The sequence below is a fragment of the Paenibacillus solani genome, from assembly GCF_050475945.1.
GTDB classification, from domain to species: domain Bacteria; phylum Bacillota; class Bacilli; order Paenibacillales; family Paenibacillaceae; genus Paenibacillus_AQ; species Paenibacillus_AQ solani_A.
The window spans coordinates 14,765-40,533 of record NZ_JBCMXJ010000025.1 but is presented as its reverse complement, the minus strand read 5'-3'; the positions used below and the strand labels follow the sequence as shown (position 1 = coordinate 40,533).

Here is a 25,769-nt window from a genome sequence, read left to right as displayed (position 1 = left end):
ACTCTTCCCGCACACTTCCCTCACACCCTAAACACCCGCCAGAGGTTTCCTGGCGGGTGTCCCATCCTTGCTGCGGCTCATTCAAAAGCTTCCCTGCACCAGGGGAGTGTAGCCGTGGAGGAGACCTGGCGTTCGCCTTTGAAACCGGGAAACATCCTACTTGTCTCATCCCAGTTTCCTGGTTTCAACAGCGACCGGAACGGTTACACTCCCCCTACAACTACTCACTTTGCTCTTGAATAAGCCGCCCTCAAAAATAAAAAACACCCGCCAGATTCCTCTGACGGGTGTTCTCCCACGCATAATTACATACCAAATATTACTTTCCATACAGGCTGTGTATGCCCGCCCGGATATAACAGGTATAGCAAGGTATATACGGCTACGCCGGTTATGGCCGTAAAGAACCAGATAATCGACGTAACTCTGCCCCATTTACGGTGCTTGGAATACTTCTCCTTGAAACCAAGGACCAGTGTCGTGATCCCAAAAACAGCTGCTACGGTAGCCAGCACAATGTGAAAGACCAGGAATACCTGATAATACGGTTGCAAATTATCTGGGCCACCCCATGAAGTGTTGCCGATAAATACGGTGCGCGAAGAATAGATGACAAAGAAGATAACGGCAGCCACGGCCGCCCAGATCATAACTTTCTTATGAGCCTCACGCTTTCCCTTAATAATAAGTCCCCAGCCGATCGCTACCAGCACGGCGCTGATCACGATAAATGTTGTACTGATCGTGGGAAATATAAAAAACCAATCCATATGGATCCCCCTTCAATAATCCTGTTACGCCTGATTGAGATTGCCTGGAGGAATCTCGCTTGGCAAAGGATCGTCTTCCTGATTTTCTCGTTTGTACCAATGAAAGAACACATAGGCGAGCATCGAGGCAAAAATAATCTCTTGGAAAAACTTCATGATGATCCCGCCTACCCGCTGATCGATTACAGGTTCCAGGTAACCAAAATACTCAGGACCACCAAACTGGGTAAGCAAAAAGGAAGTATCGCCCGGTACACAATATCCCATCGCCTTGGCCCATATCGCGGGATCACTATAGGTAGCGTACATCGGCTCACTGGAGAAAATAATGAGCGCACAAGCCGGTGTGAGCAGTACCATATTGAGAAAAATATATGCCATTTTGATCAGCCCCGTAGTCTTATCCTTCTCCGGTATTGGCTGAATAATGGCCCACCACATCAGCAATGAGGCAATAAACAGTATCAGAAAATACAGTCGATGCACCCAGAAATGCAACATGACGAAATCGTGAATAACGGGAAAATGGTAAAAAGAAAACAAACCATTAAACACAACCGCGGCTACAATCGGGCGTGCCAGAAATGCAAGTTTCTTAAACGGGTTCACCTTATCAAAGGCGCGCCACAGCCAAACAGGAATTCCCAATATCAGAAGTGGTACAGCCACTAAATAAGATAGGGCCATACTAACCATATGAAATGAAAACATGGTATGCCCTAACAGATTAATGGGACCGCCCTGTGCGAGATAGAACATAAACATGCCGCTCACAAACAGTGTCTTCCGTCCGAAGGACACTGGTGCACTCCCTTCAAAGCGATTGCTAAGCGGTCCAATCACCAGGAAGTAGCCTGCCGTTACAAGCAGCATAAAGGCCATAAACAAAGGAGTCCATTTAGCTGCAAAACTAAAATATTCTAAGCCCAGCATGCAAAAACCTCCCCTTAACGGGTTAAATTCTGACGATATTGTGACACCAGCCTACGATTTAAAAAAAGAGGGGGCTGAAGTAGCCCACCTCTTTTTCATTTTACCACCAAACCCAAAACAGCGCCATGACAATACAGGTACTTGCTACGAAGAAGCCACCAATCATGAATAGGATTGGCATCATATGCCCCTTGTCTTTCAAGTGCATCCAGTAACCCATTTGCACGAACACCTGCAACACAGCCATAACGAGCAAAATAATGATCGTAAATGCCGTGTTGATTCCACCGGCTGCTACGGCTGCAAAAGCAATCGCAGTCAGCACAATGGAGAAAATAAATACAATAATGTGTTTCTCAGGACCTTCCACACGATGGCGGTGTTTAACTGTAGGTCCCTCATTCGATTGTTGATTCGCAGTCATTCCTTAGCCCACCTTTCCAAGAAGGTATACGACCGAGAAGATGAACACCCATACAACGTCGATAAAGTGCCAGTACATGGCAGAAACATATACCTTTGGTGCTGTAACTACGGTTAACCCTTTTCTGAACAGCTGAGCAATCAACAAGCTGATCCATACGACACCGAATGCAACGTGAGCTCCGTGGAACCCAACCAGCGTATAGAAAGCTGACGAGAATGCACTCGTCTTCATGTTAAACGATTCATGCGCAACATATTCATAGAATTCATAAATTTCTAGGCCTAGGAAGCCAAGACCCAAAACAACTGTAACGATCAGCCACAACTTCAGCTTCTCGATATTGTGACGGTGGAGCGCCTGAATGGCGAACACACTCGTCAAAGAACTTACAAGCAAAATCAGCGTTGCCGCTGCTGTAATTGGTAGTGAGAACAACTCCGAAGCAGTAGGACCTTCGTTATTCTGACCACGAAGCGCCAGGAATGTTGCAAATAACGTACCGAAGAGTACGGCTTCTCCACCAAGGAAGAGCCAGAAGCCAAGAATCTTATTACGGCCTTCGAGAGTTGCCTTCTCCGGCTCGTGAGGAAGTTCGCCGTTTACATGTTCAGCGTGACTCATGCTTTCCCCTCCCCTTCAAGTTCTTCGACTTCGATGTGATAACCAGGATCATCATGCACGGAACGTGCAATCATTGCACCGAACGTAATCAGAAGACCAACAATCAGAACAATATATTTATTGAAGATTAAGCTCATGAACGAATTCGAGAAATCCTCCGTGCTAAACATGAAACCAAGTCCACCGATAAACAAACCCAATGACATAACAAACGGAAGGATGCTTGGCGAAGGCATATGGATTGGACCGAGCGGTTCGGCTGGAGTCATCTCTTTATTACCTGCCATTTTCTCTTTCCAGAAAGCATCAAGACCGCGAACGAGCGGGATTTGCTTAAAGTTATACTCTGGCGGTGGAGAAGGAATACTCCACTCGAGCGTACGGCCATCTTCCCACGGATCATCTGGAGCACCAACCGGTTTTCTTGCCGTAATAACAACGTTGACCAAGAAAGCCAGTACCCCAATTCCCATCAAGATCGAACCAATCGTACTGATGAAGTTGAGTTCATCAAAATTTTGGTGCGGCAAGTATGAGACAATCCGCCGCTGCATACCAAGCAGTCCAAGGAAGTGCTGTACAAAGAATGTCATATGGAAGCCGATTGCGAACAACCAGAACGTCCATTTACCAAGTGTTTCATTAAGCATCCGGCCGAACATTTTTGGCCACCAGTAATGGAGACCTGCAAATAGACCGAAAACAAGACCACCGACGATGACGTAGTGGAAGTGAGCTACAACAAAGTACGTATCATGGAACTGATAGTCTGCCGGAGCAGCTCCCAGCATAACCCCTGTTACGCCGCCCATTACGAATGTAGGTACGAAACCGATCGCAAACAGATTTGAACTCGTGAAACGGATTTGACCGCCCCACATCGTAAAGAGCCAGTTAAAGATTTTGATACCTGTAGGTACCGCAATCAACATCGTAGCGATAGCAAAAAGCGCATTCGCCACAGGTCCCAGACCTGTTGTGAACATATGGTGAGCCCATACCATGAAGCCCAGGAAGGCAATCAGGATAGTAGCGAACACCATGGAGCTGTATCCGAACAATCGCTTACGTGAGAAGGTCGGAATGACTTCTGAAATAATACCGAACGCTGGCAAGATCAGAATGTATACTTCAGGGTGACCGAAAATCCAGAAAATATGCTGCCACAATACAGGGCTACCGCCCGCCGCAACATCGAAGAAGTTCGCTCCGAGCAAACGGTCAAAGCTAAGCAATACAAGACCCACCGTAATGGCAGGGAAAGCAAACAGAATCATTGCCGAAGTAATGAACGCCGTCCATGTAAACATCGGCATTCTCATAAAGGACATTCCAGGTGCACGCATCGTAATGATGGTTGCCAGGAAGTTAATACCACCGATCAACGTACCGAGACCGGCAATCTGAAGTCCTATGGTATAGAAGTCTACACCGTGTGTGGACGAGTAATCAGTGGTAGATAACGGCGTATAGGAAGTCCAGCCCGCATCAGGCGCGCCGCCCATAATCCAGCTAAGGTTAAGCAAAAGTCCACCGAACAAAAACGTCCAAAATCCAAGTGAGTTCAAAAATGGAAACGCGACGTCCCGCGCACCGATCTGAAGCGGGATAACCGCGTTCATGATAGCGAAGATAACGGGCATAACACCCAGAAAGATCATCGTCGTTCCGTGCATCGTAATCAATTCATTAAATACCTGCGCCGACACCAAATCGTTCATCGGTTTAATCAGCTGCAAGCGAATCAGAATCGCTTCAATACCGCCAATCCCGAAAAAGAAGCCGCCCGCTATCAGGTATAATATACCGATTTTCTTGTGGTCAACGGTTGTCAGCCAATCCATTAAACCCGTGTAGCGTTTGGCGCTATGGCTGTGTGCATGAGCGTGAGCCAAGGTTTGTACCCCCTTTTAAAGTTCTTGCTGTATTAATAATCCAACTTATAATTGGCCAAGTAATCGGCAATTTGCTCGATTTCTTCGTCACTGAAGCCGAGATCCTTAGGATTAGGCATCGTGTTGCCAGGTTTAACGGCCTGTGGCTCCATCAACCATTCCACCAGGTTATCTTTCGTCGGCTTCGTGCCTGGTTTGCCGCTTATGTCGTTCAGCAAGATACTCGCAATAGTCTCACGCGATCCAATACCTGTCAGGTTAGGGCCCATTGCCCCGCCTTGATCGCCTACAGCATGGCAAGAAAGACAGTTGGTCTTGAATTTCTCAGCGAGTGCTGTATCCGCAGGAAGCACAGCAGGTTCACTAAACGCTGCAACCCACTTATCAAATGCCGCATCGTCAACCGCTTTCACCCGGAATTCCATGAAACCGTGGGAAGGACCGCACAACTCTGCGCATTTACCAATGTATGTATCCGCTTTGTCAGCAACCAGTGTCATGTAGTTGACGCTGCCTTCTGTGTTTGTATCCATCTTACCTCCGAGCGATGGTACCCAGAAAGAGTGAAGCACATCATTTGTTTTCAATTGGAACGCAATTTTCTTACCTACAGGAACTACCAACTCCTGGGCGGTTTTCACACCGTAGTCCGGATAATTGAATTCCCACCAGAACTGATGAGACGTAACCTCTACCTTAACAGCCTCCGGGTTGTTCCAGTCGTTCTCACCGTACGCAAATACCTTCTGAATCGTTGGAATTGCAAGCACGAGTACCAAGAGCAACGGAATCGCTGTCCAGATAATCTCAAGCTTATGGTTACCTTCTACTTGCTCAGGAATTTCATCTTGTCCCTTTTTTCGACGGAATTTAATAAGCACGTACGTGGCAATCCCAAAAACCACTACCATTACGACAAGCATGACCGAAATGGAGAGCTTAATTAAATCCAGTTGACCTTGTGCTACCGGACCTTGTGGTCTTAAGACCGACAAATCCTCTCGGCCGCAGCCGGATAACACCAAAGCAAACATGGCCATCAAAGGAAGAAGACGCTTTACAGCCTGCCACCGTTTCATCATTGATCTACCCCACTTTTCCGATTTTCGTAGACTACCATCCGGCGCAAACAGCGGTAATCTACCTGCACAATCACGGATGAAGTAATCCTGTCAATTAAAGCAATCACCTATTAAATATAAGTTCATGGGTAACTTTTGTCAATCATTCACAGGGAGTTCACAAATTGTTCGAAAAGTCGTCAAAGTCGCGCTATTACTGATTTTGCAATCGCTTTCAAAGCCTTTCTTTCATTCTGCAACCTATCATTCGACATTCCATGCAACCCTGGAACAACAGTCCCATAGCCTATATATACAGTCATTTCCGCCTTTTTGAATCTATATACCGCCATTTCTCCACTCGCTGGTAAATAAATGTTAAAGCCGGAGGCCTCCCAGACAAGCCTGACACCAGTCCTGCATAGAATGCCTCCACCTTTTCAATGGAAAGAATTTATTCCGTCAATATCATAGGGCCTTCCCGTGTAATAGCGATAGTATGCTCATATTGCACGCCAACCGATCCATCCGCACTCGAAATGGTCCAGCCGTCATCCTCCCAGAACACTGCACCTGAACGGCCTAAAGTAAACACTGGTTCAATGGTGATGACCATACCTTCCTTTAACCTAAGCCCTCGCCCGGGAATTCCATAGTTCGGAACATCAGGCGGCTCGTGCAAGGCACGGCCAATACCGTGGCCGACAAGCGGCTTTACAATTCCATAGCCTTCCCTGTTAGCAACCTGCTCTATTGCATGACCTACATCACCCAGAGTAGCGCCTGGCTGAGCTGCCTCAATCCCTTTGAACAGCGCTTCGTGCGTGTGTTCCATAAGCTTCCGCACATCTGCGGACACCTGATCTATCGCATATGTCCAGCCTGAGTCAGCGAGCCATCCATCCTTGTTCACCACCATATCGATGGTAACCACATCCCCAGCTTCAAGCGGGCGCTTATTAGGAAATCCATGGCACACTACCTCATTTACCGAGGCGCAAGTCGCATAGGGAAACCCTTTGTATCCCTTTTGCTCCGGGTAGGCTCCGTTCTTTTCCAAGAACCTCTCGACGATGGCATCAATCTCATATGTTGTAATTCCCGGTTTCAAAACCTGTGCAATCTCGCGGTGACATGCAGCCAAGATACGTCCCGATTCACGGATACGCTTGATATCCTCCTTGCTTCTAAGCGGTGTCCTCACATCTGCCCACTCCCTTATATCCTTAACGGATCGATTGCTACAATATATGTTGGGAGGAAGACAAAATCGCCTTGGCAAAACCGACTTTTCTCGCAAGTCAAGAAGTAGCTGCAGACTCGGGCTTCCAAAAGCGCAAAAAAACCGCCTTTGGGAACTTTGTCCCAAAAGCGGTTTATCCATAAACGCTGTATGATTCACATCGTTAGTTATTAACAAGGTGAAGATGCGTGCTTAAGATATTTCTATGGATCAGGTGCTGTTACAGGTTACGAAACGGAGGAATTCAGCTTGCCAAGTTCATGCTCAACAACAAGAGTAAGCTCTTCTTCATAGCCTCCCATAATATGATACTTCCGGACGTACTCCTTTACAAATTTTTTCGGATCTTTAGGCCGGAAAATTCGTGTCATTTCCCGCAGACTTTCCTTAACCTCATTGTGACCTTTCGTTGCCATGATGGATCCCTCCTAAAACGTATGGAATATAATACTCCGTTTAAAGAGAATGCCGAAAAGATCTACCTTATTAAGTTGAAGCCATATTGCAGTTCTATTGGTGATGATTAGGTTGATATTCAGCAACTTACCAATGCACCTGACACTATACATACCCTAACAGCATGCAACTGAATCATTATTATATTATATCATATTGATCTATTTGTTTCATCTTTCCCAAAAATTGTTTTAATACCCTGCTTAGGTTTACTTTATCTGCGAACTCTAATATTGGTTAAGATACTGTTAAGCGGCTATGCCTGCGGCTTCAAACAACTGAAGGCGGCCAATGAATAATGCTCCAAGATTCTGAGATCCAAGGAGGCTTTATATCATGGTGAATACACAGTCTATCCTGCATTCCCCTGTCACATTAAATTCCCCCATACCACTGGCAAGCCCTGAGGATACAGGACTTCGGCGTGAGGCTCTGGATCAGATCGACTTGATTATCCAGAAGCGATATCCGAAAATGCGCAGTTTTCTTCTGCTTCACGCCGGTAAACTGATATATGAACGTTATTACGGAGGCTACAGCGTCTCCTCACTTCATGATCTAAGATCGGCAACCAAGAGCTTTACATCCGTATTATGCGGCATTGCCCACTCACGCGATGAACTGCCTGAGCTGAATTCCTCTGTGAAGGATATCCTCAAGGCATATATTCCCCTGAGCGCACATCCCCTATTAAGCAAGGTTACCTTGTTCCATCTGCTGACCATGACTTCCGGATTCGCTTGGCAAACTGGCAAGAAGCTTGGAGAACCGCTGATTCACCGCTTTCATCGCAATCAGAAATGGACGCGCTTCGCACTCTCTCTCCCCATCATAGAACAGGATATGGGGAATTTTCAATATCGCAGCATCGATTCTCATCTGCTCTCCGTGGTACTTAGCGAGTCCACCGGCTTGGACGCCTATGCTTTTGCCAGGAAGCATTTGTTCGAGCCGCTCGGTATCCATCATGCTGCCTGGACACCGAGTCCTGAGGGGCACAGTATGGGGCATATTGGTCTTCACCTCACCTCCCGGGATATGGCCAAATTCGGTCTATGCTGTCTGAATGGAGGCGTATGGCAAGGTACTTCGCTTATTCCGAAAGCTTGGCTCAAACAAGCGTTGACGCCTCAAGTCCAAGGATATCCCGCCTTTGGCGATTATGGATTCCAATGGTGGACCGGCATACACAGCGGCACTCCTTATGCGCTCGCACACGGGCATGGTGGACAGCAGATCTACCTTTTCCCTGAGCTGGATATGGTCGCCGTATTTACGGCGGACAGCAAGGTTAGCCGCTGGAAGAACCCGAGAATTCTGCTGGAACGTTATATTCTCAATGATCCACCTCAGTCATCCAAATCAGCAGCAGCTTCGCCAATACAAGACTGACAGACCCGGACTTGCCTTCCCTATCCGATAATTCCGGTTTTCGGGTAAAGCTTATCCATCTGGATACCATGTAAATTTCAGTTGGATAGTACCTCCTCTTTCTGGTTACTTTATGCGATATGAATCATTTCTAAAACCAATTTGAGAGGAGCATGCGAGCATGGCCGGAAAAGATAAAGATCTTCATCCCATTTCTAGAGAAGTGGTTGAAGTTGATGGAACCTATACGAATGAATGGGGTCGTGAAGAATATTTGAAGCGGGGCGAGGATTTCCCTTTTGACCCGCAAAAGGGCTCAACCGAGTGGCGGCTGGCTGAGTATGATTTTGAGAACCATCATCAGGGCAGAACAGACGAACGACTGGTACCAAAGGAGAAAGGCCCCGATAAACAAGTAAATGCCGAATCTCCACTTCGTCATGATGTGCACGTAGATTAAGTCCCCGTTTATTGGCAGTGAAGAGATGATTCAATAGTCCTGCTTATATAAAGGGTGAAATGATATGCCAAAACTGAAGCGACTACTGCCGCTGCTGATTCTCATTTCTATAGGAGTTATCATCTGGGTGGCAGCTTATATTGCAGAGCCGGAGTACGCCTATATACCGCCCGAACATAAACTGGAGAATACGAAGCAGACGAAAGTCCATGAAGCGGCTTTCATCCGAAAATATGATGTCTGGGGCAAGACGCTAACGGTTCCCGGTGCTGCTCTTCAGGATCAAGATCCAAGATTAGCGGCTAATGGCGCAGTTGAAGTGACTAAAGAGCTGCTGGCCCTAGGACGACGAACACTTTATGAGGAGACCTTTGGCAACGAGGTATTCCTAACCGATATTTTAGGAATTGCTGACGGGCCGATGAAGCTAAAAAATGTGGTAAAGGCAATCGCTGAGTTGAAGGGAGAAGCAACGACCAATCTGCGTGTAGAGCTTGACCAAGATGTGACGGTTGGCGGCTTATTCTTCCGCAAGGGGGATAAAATCGACACCGGCTTTGATGTTGCAAAGGGAGCCTATTTCCCCATTGGCCTTACGGTTAAGTATGCTCAAGGCAAAACGCGTATCGGTGTCAGCTGTATGGCCTGTCACGCCACCGTGAACCGTGAAACGGGAAAGGTCGTGGAAGGCGCCCCCAATTCCGATCTGAACATGGGTTTAATGCTGGCGCTGGCGCCGAACAGCGCAGCATATTTCACACATACGGACGTGGCGAGCCTGGTCGATTATATCAAGAACGAGAAACGTACCGTGATGAATTCCAAGGGTAAAGCCGAGGCGCTTCCTGATCCCATGCAACTGGAGAAGGCCGTTGATGACAACCTGGTCAAATGGGCGCCAGGTAATTTTGATACCACCGTTGACCTTATCAGCGATGTAACCCAAATCCCCGACATGTTTACAAAAGGCGGCCACCCTTACAGCTGGAGCGGCTTCGCCCTCGCAGGTCCCTTCAAGGGTCTCAGCACGTTCAGCAACAATGTGCACGCTCAGAACACGGATACACTGAGCCAAACTGAGGTTAGTGAGCGTTTATGGGGAATCGATAAAGAAATCTATGTGGGCACGATCCTACAAAATGCTGCCAACTCCAAGTTTCGCTATGATCCAAGCAGCGGACTTAAACCAACGGAATTCTTCAATCGGCTGGACCCAAATCCCGGTACACCCGGCGTGAACGAGGTTATCAAAATCCCCAACTATCCGAAGGTTTCGGCCATTGCACCGAATGGGCTGTATATCAGCTCGCCTGGATTTAAAGCCGGCGAACAAGTGAACGCCATGTCAGCCTATCAGAATACCGTGCGTCCGCCTGAAACCGATCCTGCGGAAGCCTCGGATCCGAAGACCATCAAACTCGGAGCAGCCGTGTTCAGAAAAGCACAGTGCATCACATGTCATGCAGGTGATTTTTTTACGAACAATCGCATTATGCGGGCTGCGGAAATTGGCACCGAACCGGCAAGAGCTGCAGCCTTCAGTCGGACGGAGAATGCTTTTGGCAAAACTGAATTCTACCCGCCTGATACCCCCGTCCCCTTGCCGCCAGATGCAAAGACGGTTGAAGTCCCGATGGATGATATCGATCCGGATCAGATCACGCTGGGCTTCGGTCATAAACAATCAGGGGGCGGTTATAAAGTCAAAGGGCTGTTCGGTCTTCGCTGGTCCGCACCTTATTTGCACGACGGCGGGGTTGCTGTCGGCCCTGAGCTCTCCCAGGTGGGTGTAACCGAAACGCTTATGAAAGGGATACAACCAGATCCCTACAACAGTCTAAAAGCTATGATCGACCGTAAGCTAAGATCGCAAGTTATCGAGGCGAACCGCAAGGATGCCCGGCTTCGGGACACGCATGTGACGGGTCAGGGACACTCATATTGGGTGGACGAGGGCAGCGGCTTCACGCAAGAGCAGCAGGATGCTCTCGTAAAGTACTTGCTCCAATTGAAAATGAAATAAGTTTTCGGACTTCATCATACTTTGTCCAGTCGGATCATAAGGTAAGGTATAAGAGCTTGACCTATCCAGAATGGTCCTAAGACAAGGAGTTGATGAAATGTCCCCTTTCAAATCGTCCACAGGACTTCCCGAGAATCTGGCCGCAACGCTGTGCTATCTATTTCCCATGGTCGGAGGGATTCTGTTTCTTTCATTAGAAAAGAGAAGCCGTTACGTCATATTCCATGCTCTTCAATCCTTACTGGCCTTCGGCATTCTTGCGGTTGCCCATCTACTGTCGAGCGCTGTGCCCATTATCGGCCTTTTAGCCTCCGCCCTGCTAGCACTGGTCGGCGTGCTGATGTGGCTGGTGCTTATGGCTAATGCTATTCAGGGCAAATGGTTCAAGCTCCCCTGGATCGGCAATGTCGCGGAGAAACAAATGCAGCGCATCTAAATCTGCGGGATATGGTAAAAACAAAAAAGCAGCTGAAATTATCCAGCTGCTTTTTTTGATGCTTTTATTAAGCTGCATGCCCCTCTGCCGTCTCTCCATGCTCGGTACGTGTCGGGCTCGTATATCTCAAACCGTTAAAGATCAGGTTCAGCACAATGGCTGTCAAGCTGCCCGCCACAATGCCGTTATCGGCAAGGATGCGGATACTGTCCGGCAAATTGGCGAAGAGATCGGGCACCGTCGTTACACCGAGACCCATACCGACAGAACAAGCGATGATGAACAGATTCTCATGGCGATTCAAGTCCACTTGATCCCCTAACATCCGAATACCTGATGATACCACCATCCCGAACAGAGCAACCATGGCTCCGCCAAGAACAGAGGATGGTACAAGCTGGGTCAAGGCCGCGATCTTCGGAACAAATCCGATCAGAATCAACAAGCTGCCTGCTACAACGATAACATCCCGTGTCTTCACGCGGCTCATCTGAATTAATCCAACATTCTGAGAGTACGTAGTGTAAGGGAATGAGTTAAAGATCCCTCCGACAACAATGGCAATTCCTTCAGCACGGTAGCCTCGGGACAGATCCTTAGACGAAATGTCACGATCAACAATTTTTCCAAGCGCCATAAATACCCCTGTCGATTCGGCAACACTGACTATCGCCACCAGAATCATCGTCACGATTGGCATAATCTTGAATTCCGGCGTCCCAAAGTAGAATGGCTGGGGAGCACGGAACCATCCAGCCTCGCGCAGTGGCGTCAAATCCAACCCGCCGAAGAATGCGGCTGCGATCGTACCGATGATGAGGCCAAGCAGAACGGATATAGAACGCCAGAAGCCTTTTGCAAAACGATTCATAATAATAATGAAGATCAGAACACCGAAGCCCAGGCAAAGATTGAGTACACTGCCGAACTCCTCACCTGCACCCGCTCCGCCCCCAAGATCGGTCAAAGCCACAGGAATCAGTGTCAATCCGATAATAGTAACAACAGAGCCGGTAACAACTGGCGGGAATACTTTAATCAGCTTACCGAATAGACCCGAGAACAGAATAACGAATAAACCCGAGGCGATAATCGCTCCGTAAATAGCTGACATTCCGTGCTGCTGCCCAATAATAATCATCGGGCCCACGGCCTGGAACGCACATCCAAGCATAACCGGAAGACCGATACCGAAGTACTTGTTGCCGAATACCTGCAGCAAGGTAGCGACCCCGCAAGCAAGCAGGTCGATGGCAATGAGATAAGTCAGCTGTTCCGTAGTCAGGCCGAGTTGTCCGCCAACGATAAGCGGTACGATGATGGCCCCTGCATACATAGCCAATACATGCTGCAAACCAAGTGAGAAGGTTTTACCTGCGCTCCGATTTTTATCAAAAATCGGTTCTTGCACCGCCTGTTTCTGTTCGTCCATGGCTTCTTAATTCCTCCCGCGTATTGTTGTATTACCGTCCTAAGCGAATGTCACTACGCCGTCATCAAGTGATGCAATGCGAACGAGCGATTCCACCCGATAGCCCGCTTCGGCCAAGAGCCGTCCTCCTGGCTGGAAAGCTTTTTCGATGACGATGCCAATGCCCACCACTTCTGCCCCCGCCTGCTCTACGATCCGCGCAAGACCGAATGCCGCTTCGCCGTTAGCAAGGAAATCATCTACGATCAGCACTTTATCGCCCGGCTTGATAAACTTTTTCGCTACCGTAATTTCGTTCGTTTCCTGCTTCGTGAAGGAGTATACCTTCTCCACAAATATATCCTCACGGAGTGTCAGCGATTTCTGCTTCCGTGCAAAGATCAGAGGCACTTCCATCTCAAGCGCAGTCATAATACCAGGCGCGATGCCGGAGGATTCAATAGTCAATACACGAGTCACGTTCGATTCCTTGAATAACCGTGTAAATTCCTTTCCAACCTCTTTCATCAATACCGGATCCATCTGGTGGTTCAGAAACGAATCCACTTTCAGCACCTGTCCGCTTAATACAATACCTTCCTCTTTCACTTTGTTCTGCAGTAATTGCATGATGCTCCCCCTTAAGTTTGATGTCCTTGTTGCAAGCCAAAAAGCCCACTTTCTCCTTCCTCGTAAATCTCCGGGAAAGGATCAAGTGGGCATAAGCAACAAAAGCGCCGACAGCCTTCGGCCATACGACCAGGCTTGTCCGCTGCTGCTATAACCCGTAGTCCAATCATTTCCGGTGATCGGGTAGAAACATGCAGGCCCATTCCTGCACCTATACGAGAAGATGTCTAGTAACCAAGATTTAAGAATACACATAATATCCGAATGAATGAAGTATACACATTCTCTATGAAAAAATAAAGTGAAAATTTACGGAAATAGCAAACCAGTGGTCAATTTATTATAAAATTGTCCCAAATGTCACAATGGGGCAGGATTGTAGGTACAATCGCATTCATCCATTCCAGGGGATCACCGATAGATCGGGTGCATGCCCACTCACTATAACGAGCTGATATGGAACTTTCTAATATCCAGCTAGCGCTTACTACTACCGAATCAGACAATAAAGTCCACTTTATTCCAATCATATGTATCCTAGCAGTCAAGCCAGAAAAAAAGCCACCTCATCGGTGGCCCCATCCAACAATTTCATCTATTGAAATGTAACCTGAATCTGCACGATCTCGGAGCGGGATCCCAGCCGAATCGGCGGTCCCCAGAATCCGTAGCCCGAGGACACTATGGAGTGCGTCCGGCCTTTTTGCAAGTAACCCCAATCATTCTCAAACATGACCTTCGTAATCAAGTGAGCCGGAAATACCTGTCCGCGGTGCGTATGACCCGAAACAACAAGATCAACGCCCTGCTGCTGGGCTTCGTCCAGTGCATTCGGTTGATGATCGAGTAGAAAGACCGGTTTGGATAAATCCGTGCCCTCCATGATCGTGGACAGATCGGCCCGGTTCCGGTCCTGTTTGTCCCGTCTGCCAACAAGCGTCAATCCTTCTACCGTCGTTTTCTCATCATACAGCACGGTCATGCCGCTGTCCTCAAGAGCCGCGATCAGTTCTGATATCTCGCCTTTGAATCGGTCATGATTGCCAAGCGAGGCATATACACCATAGGGTGCCTGAATACCGGTCAAAATCCGATCAATGCCCTGTCTTAAATAAGCATCCAGATCATCATCAATAATGTCGCCTGGAAACAACACCAGATCAGGCTTCAACCTGTTGATCTCCTTCACCATACGCTTAGCATGCGCCTTGCCTGACAGGACGCCGAAATGCATATCAGACGCCATGACGATATTCAGCTTCTTCATATTACCGGCATCCTTGTCCACCTGGATATCGTAAGCGCGAACGGTTGGACTATACGCGTTATATGTACCAAAACCGAGCACAAGCACCATCAGCACAAGCACAACAGATACCGCCGTCTTCTTCAGCCCATCACTTCGCAATGCCGTCATGCTCAGCAGCCATAACACGATGTGCATCAATGGGAGGAGGATGATCAGCACATAGAAAATTGCCATCCAATACGAGCCTATGATATGCAGCACGGTCAAATTACCGAAAAACCGTCCTGATATGAACGATGTCGATACCACGGCCAATACGACTATGTATACCCATTTAAGGGTTGTGGACGACTCGGGCCCCCACCAGCTCCATACACTTCGGCCAATATAATAAACAAGCAAACCATATATCAAAAGTGCCACGATTCCTGCAATAATAAACATCGCCATCCCCTTCCGTACAACCATTATAGCAAGCGGATTTTGCAAATCCCAGCAATTATCGGAAGGGGGAGCGCTTAAAATCATCCTTGTTTGGATCTTTGGCGATCTTGGCGAGCTGTTACAGACCCGTGCGCTGTTTAGGCAGCAGCTCATTCAGCAGCGATTTAAGATTACGGTCCTCCGTATAACGCTCCTGCCCCATATCCAATTCATTCACACGTATATAAGTATAGCTTTCTCCCGGGTTCTCCGGTTTGAAGAGGAGCTCATCATTCGGGTCAGGAACAATCTTGTACTCCATATCATGAAACATATCAAGCAGCTGCTGGCCTGTGGGACTCTTTCCCTTGTCAACAAAAATCAATCCCCGAAGCTTCTTAGGTCCTTCCTTGTGACCGACCGTAAAATGAACGATGCATTCCATGCTCACTCATCTCCTTCTCTTCGTTGTCATTAAGACCGCGGAATTCATGGACATCTGCCGTCTTAACCCCTCGTACCGACTTGAAGCCGACCCTTAGGCAAATAAACGCCAAGATACATCCCGGCGTCTCTATACTATATCAGTATATAGGTGAATATGATGCCTGGCTGTGACAAAACTCACTTCTGCGGGGCGTTCCTCATACATAAAACCTGTCCTAAGCCGTATCCCGGTCGTCTTCTCCCTCTGCTTCAACATTGTCTGCATTTCGTTGAAGGGAATCTGCTTCCGCACGAAGCTCATCTAAATCCTCGGTGTCCATTTCTGCATTAAAATATTGGCTCTGAATCAAGCCGAAATGCTCTCCGTAACGTTCCTCCAGCTGCTCTCCCATATCCTGTTCAAGCTGGAACAATACCATCTCCTGGGTAAAATGATGGAGCAGCAGTTCTGCCAATACCGGATGCTCAGTGATGACCGCTCCTGTATCATATTCTCCGCCGCGCATCCCAAGTATGCACCACTCACGATCAACCACAAAGGAGAATTTCCGACCGCCTCCCCTACGCTCCGCAAGTCCTTTCCAGCCAGACCATGCCAGCGTTCTCGAAAGTCCCTGATCCGGACCGTCACATGCCCACAGCACTTTCACTCCTCTGGCTTCTGCCTCAGCCAGCGGTTCACGCAGAAGCGCCGCCTCTTCACGCCAGACATCAACCACGATCTCCTGCTGGGCTCGCTTCAATTCCCGGACGAGTACATCAAGTACCGCCTGATCTCCCTCCATGCTAAGAAAAGGAGCCGCCGTACCGCTGCCCCGCGGGAGACTCTTCTCCACAAAAGCGAGAGACGCCTCCACGCGTCCGGATATCATCCGCGTCAGCTCCTCAGGTTTCAACGAACGATAGCGGACAGGCTCTCCTTCCATCCGTTCAAGTGCCCCCTGCCGCTCCAAACGCTGCATGGCTGCATAAACATTGGAGCGTGAAGCACCCAAACGTTTAGCTACCTCGTATCCACCTGCCGGCCCATGCTCCGCCAAATCCACCATAATCTTCGACTCGATCTCCGTAAATCCCAAATTGCGTAAATGATGCAGCAATTGTTCCATAATAATAGTCCCCCCACAGATGCTCGAACGCTTGCTCTCTCATTCATACTGTCTTTTTAATCAGTGCGCAAAGGCATGTTCGTCCGAATTTCTATAACTTAGATCTGTTCCGCTCCGCAGCGCGGACACCATTTCGAGCCTTTTGGCAAATCGACACTGCAAATTTGGCACTTTACCGTATCCCGGGTTGCTTCATCATCGCCGACATAATCCTGACTTTGGTTATTTTCCTGCCAAAAACGAATGCGGCGGTCCAGCTCCAATTGTCGCTCCCGCTCTCGCTCGAGTTCTTCCCAGCGACGAAGCTCCCTCTCCTGCTCTTCTTTCTCCAAACGCAGCTGTTCCGGATCGATGACCGGCTCAGACAGATCATCTTCCTCGTGCTGTCGTTCCGGCTCAGGCTCATATGGATCGGATTCAAATGCATCCGACTCATACGAATCCGGATTTGCACGGTAATCATAGCTCAGCTCTTCATCCTTCTCCGGTAATTCTTCTTCAGCCGCTGCATATTCATGTTGGTCGAATATGCCTCTGCGTTCCTGCACTTTTGGCTCTTCTGAGATTCCTTCTTCCGGATCCATCAGATTAGAAAGCTTGTTTCCGCAATAAGGACAGAAATTTGCATCCAACGCAACGACCCGTCCGCATTCACAGATACGTTCATTTTTGAGCACAGCAATACGGTTACGAATAGACTCAATTTGATCCTGCAATCCGTCACAGGTTTGGGCGAGCTCGACCATTTCTTTCTCTGCATCTCTCATGTCCTGCTGGCGATAGCCTTCGTAGAACGCTTTACCCATCTGCAGATAATACGAGTTCTTCTGCTGTTCGATTTCGGCGATCTGGCTATTAAGTTTATTCACTTCCACCACATGCTGAGCCTTTTCTGTTGCACGGTTAGCTCCATCTTTAAGTTTTTGCAAAATATTCATACAGGAATCCTCCTCTTTCTCATATCCGATTCACCGGGCGCTGCCGGCAGCTAGTTATATCTCTCATTAAGTTATAAACGATTTGTAGCAAGCCATAAACTGTCTATCCCTGTTTCTTTTACCAGTCAAGGCAAATTCATGGGCCAGTGACATGAACCCCATATTCAGTATACTGTGGCCATGGTGATTCTATCATACCAAATTCCTTATCCCATGGGAAAAGGCAGCCCCTTCCAATTACGTTCCCTGATTCAGCCGGGTCCCGAACGTGTAAATGATTAGAAAAATGCACAATACCATATCGGATCATGCCGGCCTGCAAGCCGCCTATTTAAGTGCAGCTTGCCACTGCGAAAAGTCTGGAGGGGATTTACGATGACCAACCATAAAAAGACGTATTATGTTTCAGTCAACCACAACCTGATCCAAGACGTACCCAATGATACAAATGAATATGTCGTATCTATGGATGATGAAGAGGTCTCAAAGCTGAGAGGGCTGCTCTATGAGGTTAGCAGCAGTGATCGATATGCGTTTAAACGCACCTTCGTTCCTTATAAATCAGCGGACCATGATGATGCTGCTGACGAGTATGATGAGCGCACCATTAACCTCTACCGCTTTCTCCATGACCATGGGGATGAGCGCACCCGCAAAACCATAGAGGACATGAACATTATCAACAAGTTAAAAGATACCGGATATGACGATCCGGGTTACGAGGACTCACCTCTGAACAAATAACGCGAAAGTCTGTCCATCCAATACGAATGAATCCCGGAGCGCATGCTCCGGGATTCATTCGTATAACAAGAACATCACCCGGCCTAGCCTTGCATTAGGTCCTGTTCTACTGTATAGATTCAAAAGCCGGGCTGCAAGGATAAAAAGTCCCGTTTATCCCACGACTATTTGCACAGCCTACAACTTAATATTATCCTCATCAAAATACTCCTCCAGCGTTAACCCGCTGTCGGCAATATCAGGGGCCAGATCCTTGCCTACATACCGGATATGCCACGGCTCGTAAATATAACCGGTAATATTCTCGGCTCCTTCAGGATAACGAATGACAAAGCCAAAATCCGGTGCCCGGCGAGCCAGCCACTGACCTTCCTCCGTCTGCCCGAACGTCTGCTCCAGCGCATTGCCAGCGCTTGGGCTGGAGACATCAATTGTCAGACCTGTCTGATGCTCGCTTGTCCCTGGTACAGCACTTACACGGTTTGCCTCGGCTTCCCCTTTAGTGCGGACATTATTCTCATATATAGACTTTTGACGTGCATATGAACGATATCCCGACACGGCGCGAAGCTCTATGCCCTCCGCTTTGGCTGCGCCAAACAATTCCTCGAGCGCATCTGCCGCTTCTTTTCGCAAATGCCGTTTTTCATGCGGCTCATCAAAAGAAAATGGAACATTCGGTTCTACCAGATCCTTCGGCTCATAACCATCCGGTAAGCTCCGCTGCTTATTCACAATAACCGTCATGGCCTCCGCATTGGTTACGACCTGCTTACCGCCGCTCTCCTGGATGGTGGCCTGAAGCGCACTCTCGCTGCGCTTCGCCATAACCGGGTCTGCCTGCTGCTCCTCCGGACTGCCTTCAGGCAGCGTGTTCCCTTCCTGGCCTTCGGCCGGTGACTGCAGCTGCTGTCCCTCTGCCTTGCCGGATCCGGTATCATTCGATTGGCAGCCTGCCAGAATAACCCCTGTTAACAGCAGCGACGACAGCATTGCGCTTGTAAATCGTGCTCCTCTTCTCGAAAATGCATTCATCCTCTGCCTCTTCCTTTCCCACGGTTTGTCCTGTCTTCATTGTACCTTATTCGCAAACGACAGGACAAACCGGGGACTGGCGACTCATGACGAATATCCTTGATCTAATTTAGGCATACGACAGCATGCTCCATGATACGCGGCAGTTTTTAGCGAATGAAGTACATTGCTATATCGCAACTCCTGAGCTAAAGCTTCAGACTGCGGCGCTTCTGCTCAGCTTGCTTGGCCGCGCCGCGGGCAACCAAACCTAGCGCTTTCGAAACGCCGCGCACCCCAGGCAGCAAGCTTGTCCAGTCACCGGCTGGGCCAAGCTGATCTGCCGGAGGCGGCGGTGACAGCTGCACCTCCAGCTCGCCAAGCTGAGGGCCGGGCCGGTGCAGCCGGCCTTCAGCGGCCGCTTCGGCCACCCATTCGCCTGGAGAAGGGCCGGATGGCCCCTTCTCCTTCGCGCGGGTGGCCAGCTCTGCGGCAGAGCCGCCCGCTGCCGGAGGGGCTGCTTTGGCCCAGGCGTCGAAGATGCTGGCCAGCAGTGCTTCCCGCGGCAGCCCCAGCAGCGTCAGCCGCTGAAGCGGCTCTGCCTCAAGCTGCCGGGCTGCCGCAGCCAGCAAGGCTGCTGCCTGCCCGCAGGCCGCTTGGCCGCAGGAGCAAGAGGCCCCGGCGGTCTCGCTGCCCTCCAGGGACAATGGCGCCAGTTCATCCAGCCAGGCGGCATCTTGGCCTGCAAGCAAACGATATAACGCCAGCGGGTCTTCCTCAAGATAAGCCAGCACCTTCTCGCGGTCTGCAGGATTTAACATATCCACCTGAACACTAGTTTCATGAGGTTCCGATGATTCCTTGCCTCCATTTACTTTAGCCTTTAACTGCCCAGGTGATATTTCCAGTCCAATCCCTTCTGCCGATCCAGCAGATTCCATGGCCCATCCCTCCTTACAATCCAATTCCAATCCCGTTCCATATTCCAAGAGACTTCTTCGAAATCTCTATCCTCTATATAATAATCCACGAGCTTACATCCATTCTTGTTCCTGCAGCTCAATCAGCTGACGCAGCTCACCGTCTGACATTTCCGTCAGCCACGTTTCACCTGCACCCACGACCTGCTCGGACAAGGCCTTCTTCTGTTCGATCAGTTCATCGATGCGTTCCTCCAGCGTACCTTGTGAGATCAGCTTGTGAACCTGAACATTACGGTGCTGTCCAATACGGAATACACGATCTGTCGCCTGATTCTCGACTGCCGGGTTCCACCAGCGATCATAGTGGAGCACATGATTCGCACGAGTCAAATTCAGCCCTACGCCTCCAGCCTTCAACGACAAAACGAAGAATTCTGTTCCCTCGCCAGACTGGAATTTCCGTACCATTTCATCCCGTTCGCGTTTTGGCACTCCGCCATGAAGGAAATACGGCTGCTTCCCGTATTTTCGTTCAAGCATGCTTACCAGCAGTTCTCCCATCCCTACATACTGTGTAAAGATGAGGGCGGATTCTTCAACATCAGCGATACTGTCAAGAATTTCAAGCATGCGCTCCATCTTGCCCGAAGAGTCCGGACGTAATGGACGTCCTTCATCACGTCTGAGCAGCTGTGGATGATCGCAGATCTGCTTCAGCTTGGTGAGGGAAGACAGCACAAGACCTTTACGGGCCATACCCGTCTGGCTCTCGATCTGTCCCATCATCTCATCAACAACTGCTTGATACATCGCACCCTGAACCTCGGACAGAGGACAATACGATTTTAACTCCAGCTTCTCAGGCAAATCCTTGCGAATATCCGGATCACTCTTCAGCCTGCGCAGCATGAAGGGGGATACCAGTTTATGAAGCTCCCGGAGTCGCTCCTGCTGTCCCTCTCCAGGTGCATAACGCTGGCGGAAGGAATGAAAGGATCCGAGATATCCCGGATTGAGAAAATGAAATATCGACCACAGCTCTGCCAGACGGTTCTCCACTGGCGTTCCGGTCATGGCAATCCGGTGAGGCGCAGACAATTTCATGACGCTCTGCGCCTGCTTGGTCCGATAATTTTTAATATACTGTGCTTCATCAAGCACCACACTTGACCAATGGATGGCAGATAAATCGCTGCCATCTCTACCCGCAAGATGATACGTAGTCAGTACGATATCATGGTCGGCTGCCTCTTGCAGGAAATCTTCTCCACGCAGGCGGCGAACACCATGATGCACATGCAGCGTGAGATCAGGAGCGAACCGCTGAAGCTCACGCTGCCAGTTGCCCAGCAGAGATGTCGGGCAAATAATCAGCACCGGACTACCTGCAGATCCAGAACGGATCCGCTCAAGCAGAGTGGTGATGACCTGCACCGTTTTTCCAAGCCCCATATCATCGGCAAGGCATACACCAAATCCCAGCTCGCGCATCATGCTGAGCCACTGATAACCTCGCTCCTGATATGGACGCAGCTCTCCATGCAGTGTGGATGGAATCGGACGGGACGGCAGCTGGCGCTCCTTCTCACCCTCGAGTAAGGAAGACAATAGTCCTGTTGTCTCCACTTCTTCGATGAAGAGGCCCTTCCACATACGTTCCCCGTCCATTTCGGCGCTAAGATGCATCCACTCGGCTAGCTCCATTTCTCCCTTCTCATGGCGCTTCATAAAGCGCAGCACCTGGTTGATCTCTTTAAGATCCACCTCCACCCACTCTCCCCGGAACTGGACATAGGGCAGATTCTGCTCGGCCAGATACTTCAACTCCTCACGCGACAAGGTTTGACCGCCCATCGCAGCGGATATTTGAAAATTGACCAGATGCTCCATGCCTAGCACAGGCAGCGGATGTGATTCACCAGGCGATCTTGCATCCTGCATCATCTTGAGGGATAAGCCGACACGGCGACGCCCTTCCTTGCTCCAGCGGGACGGCATTTGAACCGCAATACCGTTTGCCGTTAATTTCGGTATCGACTCCTTCATAAACGTTGACAAGCGCTCAAGCGTCAGGGTTACGCCTTCAGGAGCGCGTCCATGCAATCCTTCAGCCAGCTCCGGCGCTAACATTGCCGCTTCTCCCAGCTTCATTAACAGCTGCAGCTGGACGCCAGAATACATCCGTCCGCGAATCATCTGATCAGTACCTTGATTCCCCCATATGCTCCGCGCGGACATCAATAATCCTTCATCCTCCTGGCTTCTTACCCAGAAGGACACCTTCCAGTCTGTCCGGTTGTCCTCCAGCGGCGGTTCCAGGCGCAGACCTAGACCAAGCGTTCCTTCGCCCGGAGGCTGGTCCTCCACGCTGACATAGGGAAACTCGGTCCCGCCGACGTGTTCCACTGCTTCCTCCAGCTCGCCGACTTCCTCTGTCGTCCCTTGCACAGGGATATCCCGACTGGCCGTCAGCAAGCTATTCCACCACAGTTCGGCCAATGGGGAGTGTCCTCGCCGGTAATTCGCCAAATATGTACGCAGCTTATCTTCCGTTTCCCGGACAACCTCCCGGGCCTGGCTGTCGATGACCGCACACAAGAAGGAATAAAGCACAATAGCCCCAGCTTCTTCACGGGTAGTCGGATCGCTTCCAGCCAGAGCTGCCGGCGTTCCAATCGCGATCGGTGGAATGTTCGCTGCAAGCTGCATGAAGCGATCCGTATCCTCGGCAGACAGCTGCGGTTTCCAAACCGCCTTTATGGTCTGCATCGCGGTCCGGCGCCTTCCGACGGAGGGCACCTCCGCCGTCCCCGGGGCAAACTTTCCTTGCAAGAGCAGCTCCAAGGCAAATCTGCTCGCTAGTACCCAAAATTCTATTTCTTCACCGACTGCCAGTCCTTGTGACCGGTAATACTCGGCATCCATTGAAATCAGCCATTGAAAAGCATCCCCCGGTGTAATCGCAAGCCCTTCCATCGTCCGGCCACCAAGCGTCTTCCGTTCCGGCCGTCGGTTGCTTGTGGAACCTAGCGTTTTGGCCGGATATCTGAGTTCAGCTAGCCGAAGGGAAGCATTCGTGAAGGGACGGGTTCCATCCGGCATACGAAATGCACGGACTACGCGGCTCCATGCGTCCACTTTAGGCTCTGAAACTTCACCGGAAAAACAAAAGAATACGTCTCCTAACCATACACCATAGAGCGGTTGATTCATCGTTGTCTCCCGTCTTTTACTGCTTTATAGATATTATTATTATCTTATACGATCACTTCGTAATTTCAAAACCACACCAGGAGTTTTTCACTCCATACCAAAAATAACGTCACTCTCTATCATACCATGTATTTACGGTCGTGATGTGATCTATGTATTCCAAAACTTTTCCTATATCCATAGGGTAGTAATAACCCCTTAATCTTATGCAGGGTTCTGCCACGCCTTGTTAAAAAGAGGGAAAATAGGGCAATTTAACGCAACCCTTCCTGCGATCACCCGTATGTAGATGATATACAATTATTGGCTCGGGAGGTTTTATCGGTATGATGGTTAGTTTTGGTTTATTCGGAATCATTGCTTTATTGCTGGGCTTTTTCTTCTTTTTCCTTCACATTGCCGTCTGCGTATGGGGATATAATGACGCCCGGCGAAAAGGGCGGAGCCCCGAATTTTCAATCCTGGTTGTTTTGGGTCTGCTGTTCTTCCCTGTCGTAGGGTTGATTGTTTATCTACTGGTTCGAAATTACGATTAATGATAACCATAAAAAAGACGGGGCAGATTTTGTTCTGCACCGTCTTTTTATCGTACATGGCTCATTTTAGAGGCGCCATTCCCTTTACGTCATTACTTCGCTTTCAGGCTTTGCCATGACTTCTGAATACCTTCAAACAATTGGTTCTTATCCACATTGCCAGCCACATAACCTTGCATCTGGCTGCCGAATTCGTTCATGCCACCGTCAGGGAATTTATTGAACTCCCAACTAAGCGCTTTGTTCTCCTTACTGTATTTCACAACATCATTCCCCAGGTCGCCAAGCGTCTCACTGTTCGCTTCGATGCTAGTCAGCGCTGGTATGAATTTGAACTCTTCCGTAATGTAGCGTTTACCGGTTTCCGAGGTTACGAGCCAGTTCAAGAATTCCTTGGCTTCATCTTTCATTTTGGATTTGTTATTCACAACCCAGTTGTTCGGAACACCGATCGGAAGCTTGTCGTTCTCATCCGGATTGTCATTGATCGGCATTGGCAGAAGGCCAATGTTCAGGTCCGGGTTAATGCCGTCGATTTGTACTTGCGTCCAGTTCCCGTTCTGGGTCATGGCTGCTTCACCACTAGCAAAGGTCGTGATTTCCGTGTTGTAATCTGTTGTCAGCGGGTTCTTCTGTCCGTATTGAACGGTCAGGTCGAACAGTCGCATCCATTCGTCGAATTTTGCGTTTCCTACCAGGTTCTGTGTTCCCTCATTCAATCCTTTGACGAATCCATCCGGATCTTCTTGATGAGCAAATGGAATATTCAGCAAGTGGTTAGCCAAAATCCATGTTTCCTGGTATCCGTTCACGAATGGCGTAATGCCTGCATCTTGCAGCTTTTTGGCTGCTGCTTCAAGCTCGGAGATCGTCTTAGGAAGCTCGGTAATTCCCGCTTTCTCAAACAAGTCTTTGTTATAAATGAAGCCATATCCTTCGATGGTCATCGGTTGTCCATACAGCTTACCGTCTTTCGTCATAGGTTCTTTAGCAACATCAACAACGTCCTTCACCCATGGTTGATCCGAAAGATCCTCAACGTTCTCGAACCAAGTTTCCAAGTCACGATATCCGCCGACGTTGAAAATGTCGGGCTCATCACCGGAAGCGAACTTTGCTTTCAGTGCCGCACCATAGTCGGAGCCGCCGCCTACAGTCTGAATATCCAGCTTGATGCCTGGATGTTCTTTTTCGTACTCCGCTTTCATTTTATTCAGAGCTTCAGCGATCTCGACTTTAAATTGAAAAATCTTGATCGTTTTCGTGCCGCCCTCGGCACCGCCCTCAGCGCCTTCATTCTCATTCTTGCCGCCGCAGGCTGCAAGCAATGTAGAGAAAGCCAATACCATAACCAGGAACAGCTTACCGTATCTTTTCATGATGAAACCTCCCTTTTTTTCTTTAACCCTATGTGCTGCATTTTGCTGTTAGCGTTT

General features: G+C 49.2%; 25 protein-coding genes and 1 riboswitch. Of the genes, 7 read left to right on the top strand and 18 right to left on the bottom strand.

Annotation, left to right across the window (positions count from 1 at the left end):
- On the top strand, positions 1-243 hold a 243-nt coding region (locus ABEQ74_RS27915; protein ID WP_430125453.1), incomplete at its 5' end, for a hypothetical protein.
- Between the two features lie 62 nt (positions 244-305).
- On the opposite strand, the gene ABEQ74_RS27910 is transcribed toward ABEQ74_RS27915, so the two are convergent.
- The 8 genes from ABEQ74_RS27910 to ABEQ74_RS27875 form a co-directional block, all read right to left on the bottom strand.
- Positions 306-770, bottom strand: coding sequence for a DUF420 domain-containing protein (locus tag ABEQ74_RS27910; protein WP_430125452.1), 465 nt, complete (start codon positions 768-770; stop codon positions 306-308).
- 24 nt (positions 771-794) lie between these two features.
- The gene (ctaG, locus tag ABEQ74_RS27905; protein ID WP_430125451.1) at positions 795-1,703 is read right to left on the bottom strand and encodes a cytochrome c oxidase assembly factor CtaG; all 909 of its coding nucleotides are present in this window, start codon (positions 1,701-1,703) and stop codon (positions 795-797) included.
- A 100-nt stretch (positions 1,704-1,803) separates the two neighbouring features.
- Entirely contained in the window at positions 1,804-2,127 is a 324-nt protein-coding gene (locus ABEQ74_RS27900) for a cytochrome C oxidase subunit IV family protein (protein ID WP_430125450.1), read from the bottom strand.
- Positions 2,128-2,130: 3 nt separating this feature from the next.
- Positions 2,131-2,751 (bottom strand): cytochrome (ubi)quinol oxidase subunit III, encoded by a 621-nt coding sequence (locus ABEQ74_RS27895; RefSeq protein ID WP_430125449.1) that lies wholly within the window; start codon positions 2,749-2,751, stop codon positions 2,131-2,133.
- Complete coding sequence (gene ctaD, locus ABEQ74_RS27890) at positions 2,748-4,595, bottom strand: cytochrome c oxidase subunit I (RefSeq protein WP_430125455.1); 1,848 nt, start codon at positions 4,593-4,595, stop codon at positions 2,748-2,750. The genes ABEQ74_RS27895 and ctaD overlap by 4 nt, the downstream gene beginning before the upstream one ends.
- A gap of 83 nt (positions 4,596-4,678) precedes the next feature.
- Positions 4,679-5,728 carry a cytochrome c oxidase subunit II gene (gene coxB, locus ABEQ74_RS27885; protein WP_430125448.1) on the bottom strand — a complete coding sequence of 350 codons (1,050 nt, stop codon included), beginning with the start codon at positions 5,726-5,728 and terminating at the stop codon, positions 4,679-4,681.
- Positions 5,729-6,161: 433 nt separating this feature from the next.
- Positions 6,162-6,911 carry a type I methionyl aminopeptidase gene (gene map, locus ABEQ74_RS27880; RefSeq protein WP_430125447.1) on the bottom strand — a complete coding sequence of 250 codons (750 nt, stop codon included), beginning with the start codon at positions 6,909-6,911 and terminating at the stop codon, positions 6,162-6,164.
- Between the two features lie 266 nt (positions 6,912-7,177).
- Positions 7,178-7,366 carry a hypothetical protein gene (locus tag ABEQ74_RS27875; protein ID WP_006208082.1) on the bottom strand — a complete coding sequence of 63 codons (189 nt, stop codon included), beginning with the start codon at positions 7,364-7,366 and terminating at the stop codon, positions 7,178-7,180.
- 376 nt (positions 7,367-7,742) lie between these two features.
- Here ABEQ74_RS27875 and ABEQ74_RS27870 point away from each other — a divergent pair, with 376 nt between their 5' ends.
- The 4 genes from ABEQ74_RS27870 (at position 7,743) to ABEQ74_RS27855 (ending at position 11,696) form a co-directional block, all read left to right on the top strand.
- Positions 7,743-8,798 (top strand): serine hydrolase domain-containing protein, encoded by a 1,056-nt coding sequence (locus tag ABEQ74_RS27870; protein ID WP_430125446.1) that lies wholly within the window; start codon positions 7,743-7,745, stop codon positions 8,796-8,798.
- Positions 8,799-8,958: 160 nt separating this feature from the next.
- Complete coding sequence (locus tag ABEQ74_RS27865; protein ID WP_430125445.1) at positions 8,959-9,237, top strand: transposase; 279 nt, start codon at positions 8,959-8,961, stop codon at positions 9,235-9,237.
- 64 nt (positions 9,238-9,301) lie between these two features.
- Entirely contained in the window at positions 9,302-11,260 is a 1,959-nt protein-coding gene (locus tag ABEQ74_RS27860) for an electron transport protein (protein WP_430125444.1), read from the top strand.
- Positions 11,261-11,357: 97 nt separating this feature from the next.
- Complete coding sequence (locus ABEQ74_RS27855) at positions 11,358-11,696, top strand: DUF4870 domain-containing protein (protein WP_053490083.1); 339 nt, start codon at positions 11,358-11,360, stop codon at positions 11,694-11,696.
- Positions 11,697-11,763: 67 nt separating this feature from the next.
- On the opposite strand, the gene ABEQ74_RS27850 is transcribed toward ABEQ74_RS27855, so the two are convergent.
- The 6 genes from ABEQ74_RS27850 to ABEQ74_RS27825 all read right to left on the bottom strand — a co-directional run bounded on the left by ABEQ74_RS27850 (position 11,764) and on the right by ABEQ74_RS27825 (position 17,903).
- Positions 11,764-13,128, bottom strand: coding sequence for a nucleobase:cation symporter-2 family protein (locus tag ABEQ74_RS27850; RefSeq protein WP_430125443.1), 1,365 nt, complete (start codon positions 13,126-13,128; stop codon positions 11,764-11,766).
- Between the two features lie 39 nt (positions 13,129-13,167).
- Entirely contained in the window at positions 13,168-13,737 is a 570-nt protein-coding gene (locus tag ABEQ74_RS27845) for a xanthine phosphoribosyltransferase (RefSeq protein ID WP_053490085.1), read from the bottom strand.
- A 138-nt stretch (positions 13,738-13,875) separates the two neighbouring features.
- Positions 13,876-13,976: riboswitch (purine riboswitch) on the bottom strand.
- A 356-nt stretch (positions 13,977-14,332) separates the two neighbouring features.
- Entirely contained in the window at positions 14,333-15,430 is a 1,098-nt protein-coding gene (locus tag ABEQ74_RS27840) for a metallophosphoesterase (protein WP_430125442.1), read from the bottom strand.
- A gap of 118 nt (positions 15,431-15,548) precedes the next feature.
- Positions 15,549-15,854, bottom strand: coding sequence for a hypothetical protein (locus tag ABEQ74_RS27835; RefSeq protein ID WP_430125441.1), 306 nt, complete (start codon positions 15,852-15,854; stop codon positions 15,549-15,551).
- A 217-nt stretch (positions 15,855-16,071) separates the two neighbouring features.
- On the bottom strand, positions 16,072-16,965 hold the full coding sequence (locus ABEQ74_RS27830; protein WP_430125440.1) for a TrmB family transcriptional regulator: 894 nt from the start codon (positions 16,963-16,965) through the stop codon (positions 16,072-16,074).
- 98 nt (positions 16,966-17,063) lie between these two features.
- A complete protein-coding gene (locus ABEQ74_RS27825) occupies positions 17,064-17,903 on the bottom strand; it encodes a zinc ribbon domain-containing protein (RefSeq protein WP_430125439.1) in 840 nt (279 codons plus the stop codon).
- A gap of 375 nt (positions 17,904-18,278) precedes the next feature.
- On the opposite strand from ABEQ74_RS27825, the gene ABEQ74_RS27820 reads away from it, so the two are divergent.
- Positions 18,279-18,647 (top strand): hypothetical protein, encoded by a 369-nt coding sequence (locus ABEQ74_RS27820; protein ID WP_430125438.1) that lies wholly within the window; start codon positions 18,279-18,281, stop codon positions 18,645-18,647.
- Between the two features lie 177 nt (positions 18,648-18,824).
- On the opposite strand, the gene ABEQ74_RS27815 is transcribed toward ABEQ74_RS27820, so the two are convergent.
- The 3 genes from ABEQ74_RS27815 to ABEQ74_RS27805 form a co-directional block, all read right to left on the bottom strand.
- On the bottom strand, positions 18,825-19,682 hold the full coding sequence (locus ABEQ74_RS27815; RefSeq protein ID WP_430125437.1) for a M15 family metallopeptidase: 858 nt from the start codon (positions 19,680-19,682) through the stop codon (positions 18,825-18,827).
- A 188-nt stretch (positions 19,683-19,870) separates the two neighbouring features.
- Positions 19,871-20,602 (bottom strand): hypothetical protein, encoded by a 732-nt coding sequence (locus tag ABEQ74_RS27810; RefSeq protein ID WP_430125436.1) that lies wholly within the window; start codon positions 20,600-20,602, stop codon positions 19,871-19,873.
- 93 nt (positions 20,603-20,695) lie between these two features.
- Positions 20,696-23,797, bottom strand: coding sequence for a DEAD/DEAH box helicase (locus tag ABEQ74_RS27805; RefSeq protein ID WP_430125435.1), 3,102 nt, complete (start codon positions 23,795-23,797; stop codon positions 20,696-20,698).
- Between the two features lie 329 nt (positions 23,798-24,126).
- Between ABEQ74_RS27805 and ABEQ74_RS27800 the strand changes: the two genes are divergently transcribed.
- On the top strand, positions 24,127-24,333 hold the full coding sequence (locus tag ABEQ74_RS27800; protein WP_430125454.1) for a PLDc N-terminal domain-containing protein: 207 nt from the start codon (positions 24,127-24,129) through the stop codon (positions 24,331-24,333).
- Positions 24,334-24,425: 92 nt separating this feature from the next.
- On the opposite strand, the gene ABEQ74_RS27795 is transcribed toward ABEQ74_RS27800, so the two are convergent.
- Complete coding sequence (locus ABEQ74_RS27795; protein ID WP_430125434.1) at positions 24,426-25,712, bottom strand: ABC transporter substrate-binding protein; 1,287 nt, start codon at positions 25,710-25,712, stop codon at positions 24,426-24,428.
- Positions 25,713-25,769: the final 57 nt, after the last annotated feature.

Coding starts and splice junctions, on each gene's coding strand:
- ABEQ74_RS27910 (WP_430125452.1), bottom strand. CDS start 770: ATGGATTGGTTTTTTATATTTCCCACGATCAGTACAACATTTATCGTG.
- ctaG (WP_430125451.1), bottom strand. CDS start 1,703: ATGCTGGGCTTAGAATATTTTAGTTTTGCAGCTAAATGGACTCCTTTG.
- ABEQ74_RS27900 (WP_430125450.1), bottom strand. CDS start 2,127: ATGACTGCGAATCAACAATCGAATGAGGGACCTACAGTTAAACACCGC.
- ABEQ74_RS27895 (WP_430125449.1), bottom strand. CDS start 2,751: ATGAGTCACGCTGAACATGTAAACGGCGAACTTCCTCACGAGCCGGAG.
- ctaD (WP_430125455.1), bottom strand. CDS start 4,595: ATGGATTGGCTGACAACCGTTGACCACAAGAAAATCGGTATATTATAC.
- coxB (WP_430125448.1), bottom strand. CDS start 5,728: ATGATGAAACGGTGGCAGGCTGTAAAGCGTCTTCTTCCTTTGATGGCC.
- ABEQ74_RS27875 (WP_006208082.1), bottom strand. CDS start 7,366: ATGGCAACGAAAGGTCACAATGAGGTTAAGGAAAGTCTGCGGGAAATG.
- ABEQ74_RS27870 (WP_430125446.1), top strand. CDS start 7,743: ATGGTGAATACACAGTCTATCCTGCATTCCCCTGTCACATTAAATTCC.
- ABEQ74_RS27865 (WP_430125445.1), top strand. CDS start 8,959: ATGGCCGGAAAAGATAAAGATCTTCATCCCATTTCTAGAGAAGTGGTT.
- ABEQ74_RS27860 (WP_430125444.1), top strand. CDS start 9,302: ATGCCAAAACTGAAGCGACTACTGCCGCTGCTGATTCTCATTTCTATA.
- ABEQ74_RS27855 (WP_053490083.1), top strand. CDS start 11,358: ATGTCCCCTTTCAAATCGTCCACAGGACTTCCCGAGAATCTGGCCGCA.
- ABEQ74_RS27850 (WP_430125443.1), bottom strand. CDS start 13,128: ATGGACGAACAGAAACAGGCGGTGCAAGAACCGATTTTTGATAAAAAT.
- ABEQ74_RS27845 (WP_053490085.1), bottom strand. CDS start 13,737: ATGCAATTACTGCAGAACAAAGTGAAAGAGGAAGGTATTGTATTAAGC.
- ABEQ74_RS27840 (WP_430125442.1), bottom strand. CDS start 15,430: ATGTTTATTATTGCAGGAATCGTGGCACTTTTGATATATGGTTTGCTT.
- ABEQ74_RS27835 (WP_430125441.1), bottom strand. CDS start 15,854: ATGGAATGCATCGTTCATTTTACGGTCGGTCACAAGGAAGGACCTAAG.
- ABEQ74_RS27830 (WP_430125440.1), bottom strand. CDS start 16,965: ATGGAACAATTGCTGCATCATTTACGCAATTTGGGATTTACGGAGATC.
- ABEQ74_RS27825 (WP_430125439.1), bottom strand. CDS start 17,903: ATGAATATTTTGCAAAAACTTAAAGATGGAGCTAACCGTGCAACAGAA.
- ABEQ74_RS27820 (WP_430125438.1), top strand. CDS start 18,279: ATGACCAACCATAAAAAGACGTATTATGTTTCAGTCAACCACAACCTG.
- ABEQ74_RS27815 (WP_430125437.1), bottom strand. CDS start 19,682: ATGAATGCATTTTCGAGAAGAGGAGCACGATTTACAAGCGCAATGCTG.
- ABEQ74_RS27810 (WP_430125436.1), bottom strand. CDS start 20,602: ATGGAATCTGCTGGATCGGCAGAAGGGATTGGACTGGAAATATCACCT.
- ABEQ74_RS27805 (WP_430125435.1), bottom strand. CDS start 23,797: ATGAATCAACCGCTCTATGGTGTATGGTTAGGAGACGTATTCTTTTGT.
- ABEQ74_RS27800 (WP_430125454.1), top strand. CDS start 24,127: ATGGTTAGTTTTGGTTTATTCGGAATCATTGCTTTATTGCTGGGCTTT.
- ABEQ74_RS27795 (WP_430125434.1), bottom strand. CDS start 25,712: ATGAAAAGATACGGTAAGCTGTTCCTGGTTATGGTATTGGCTTTCTCT.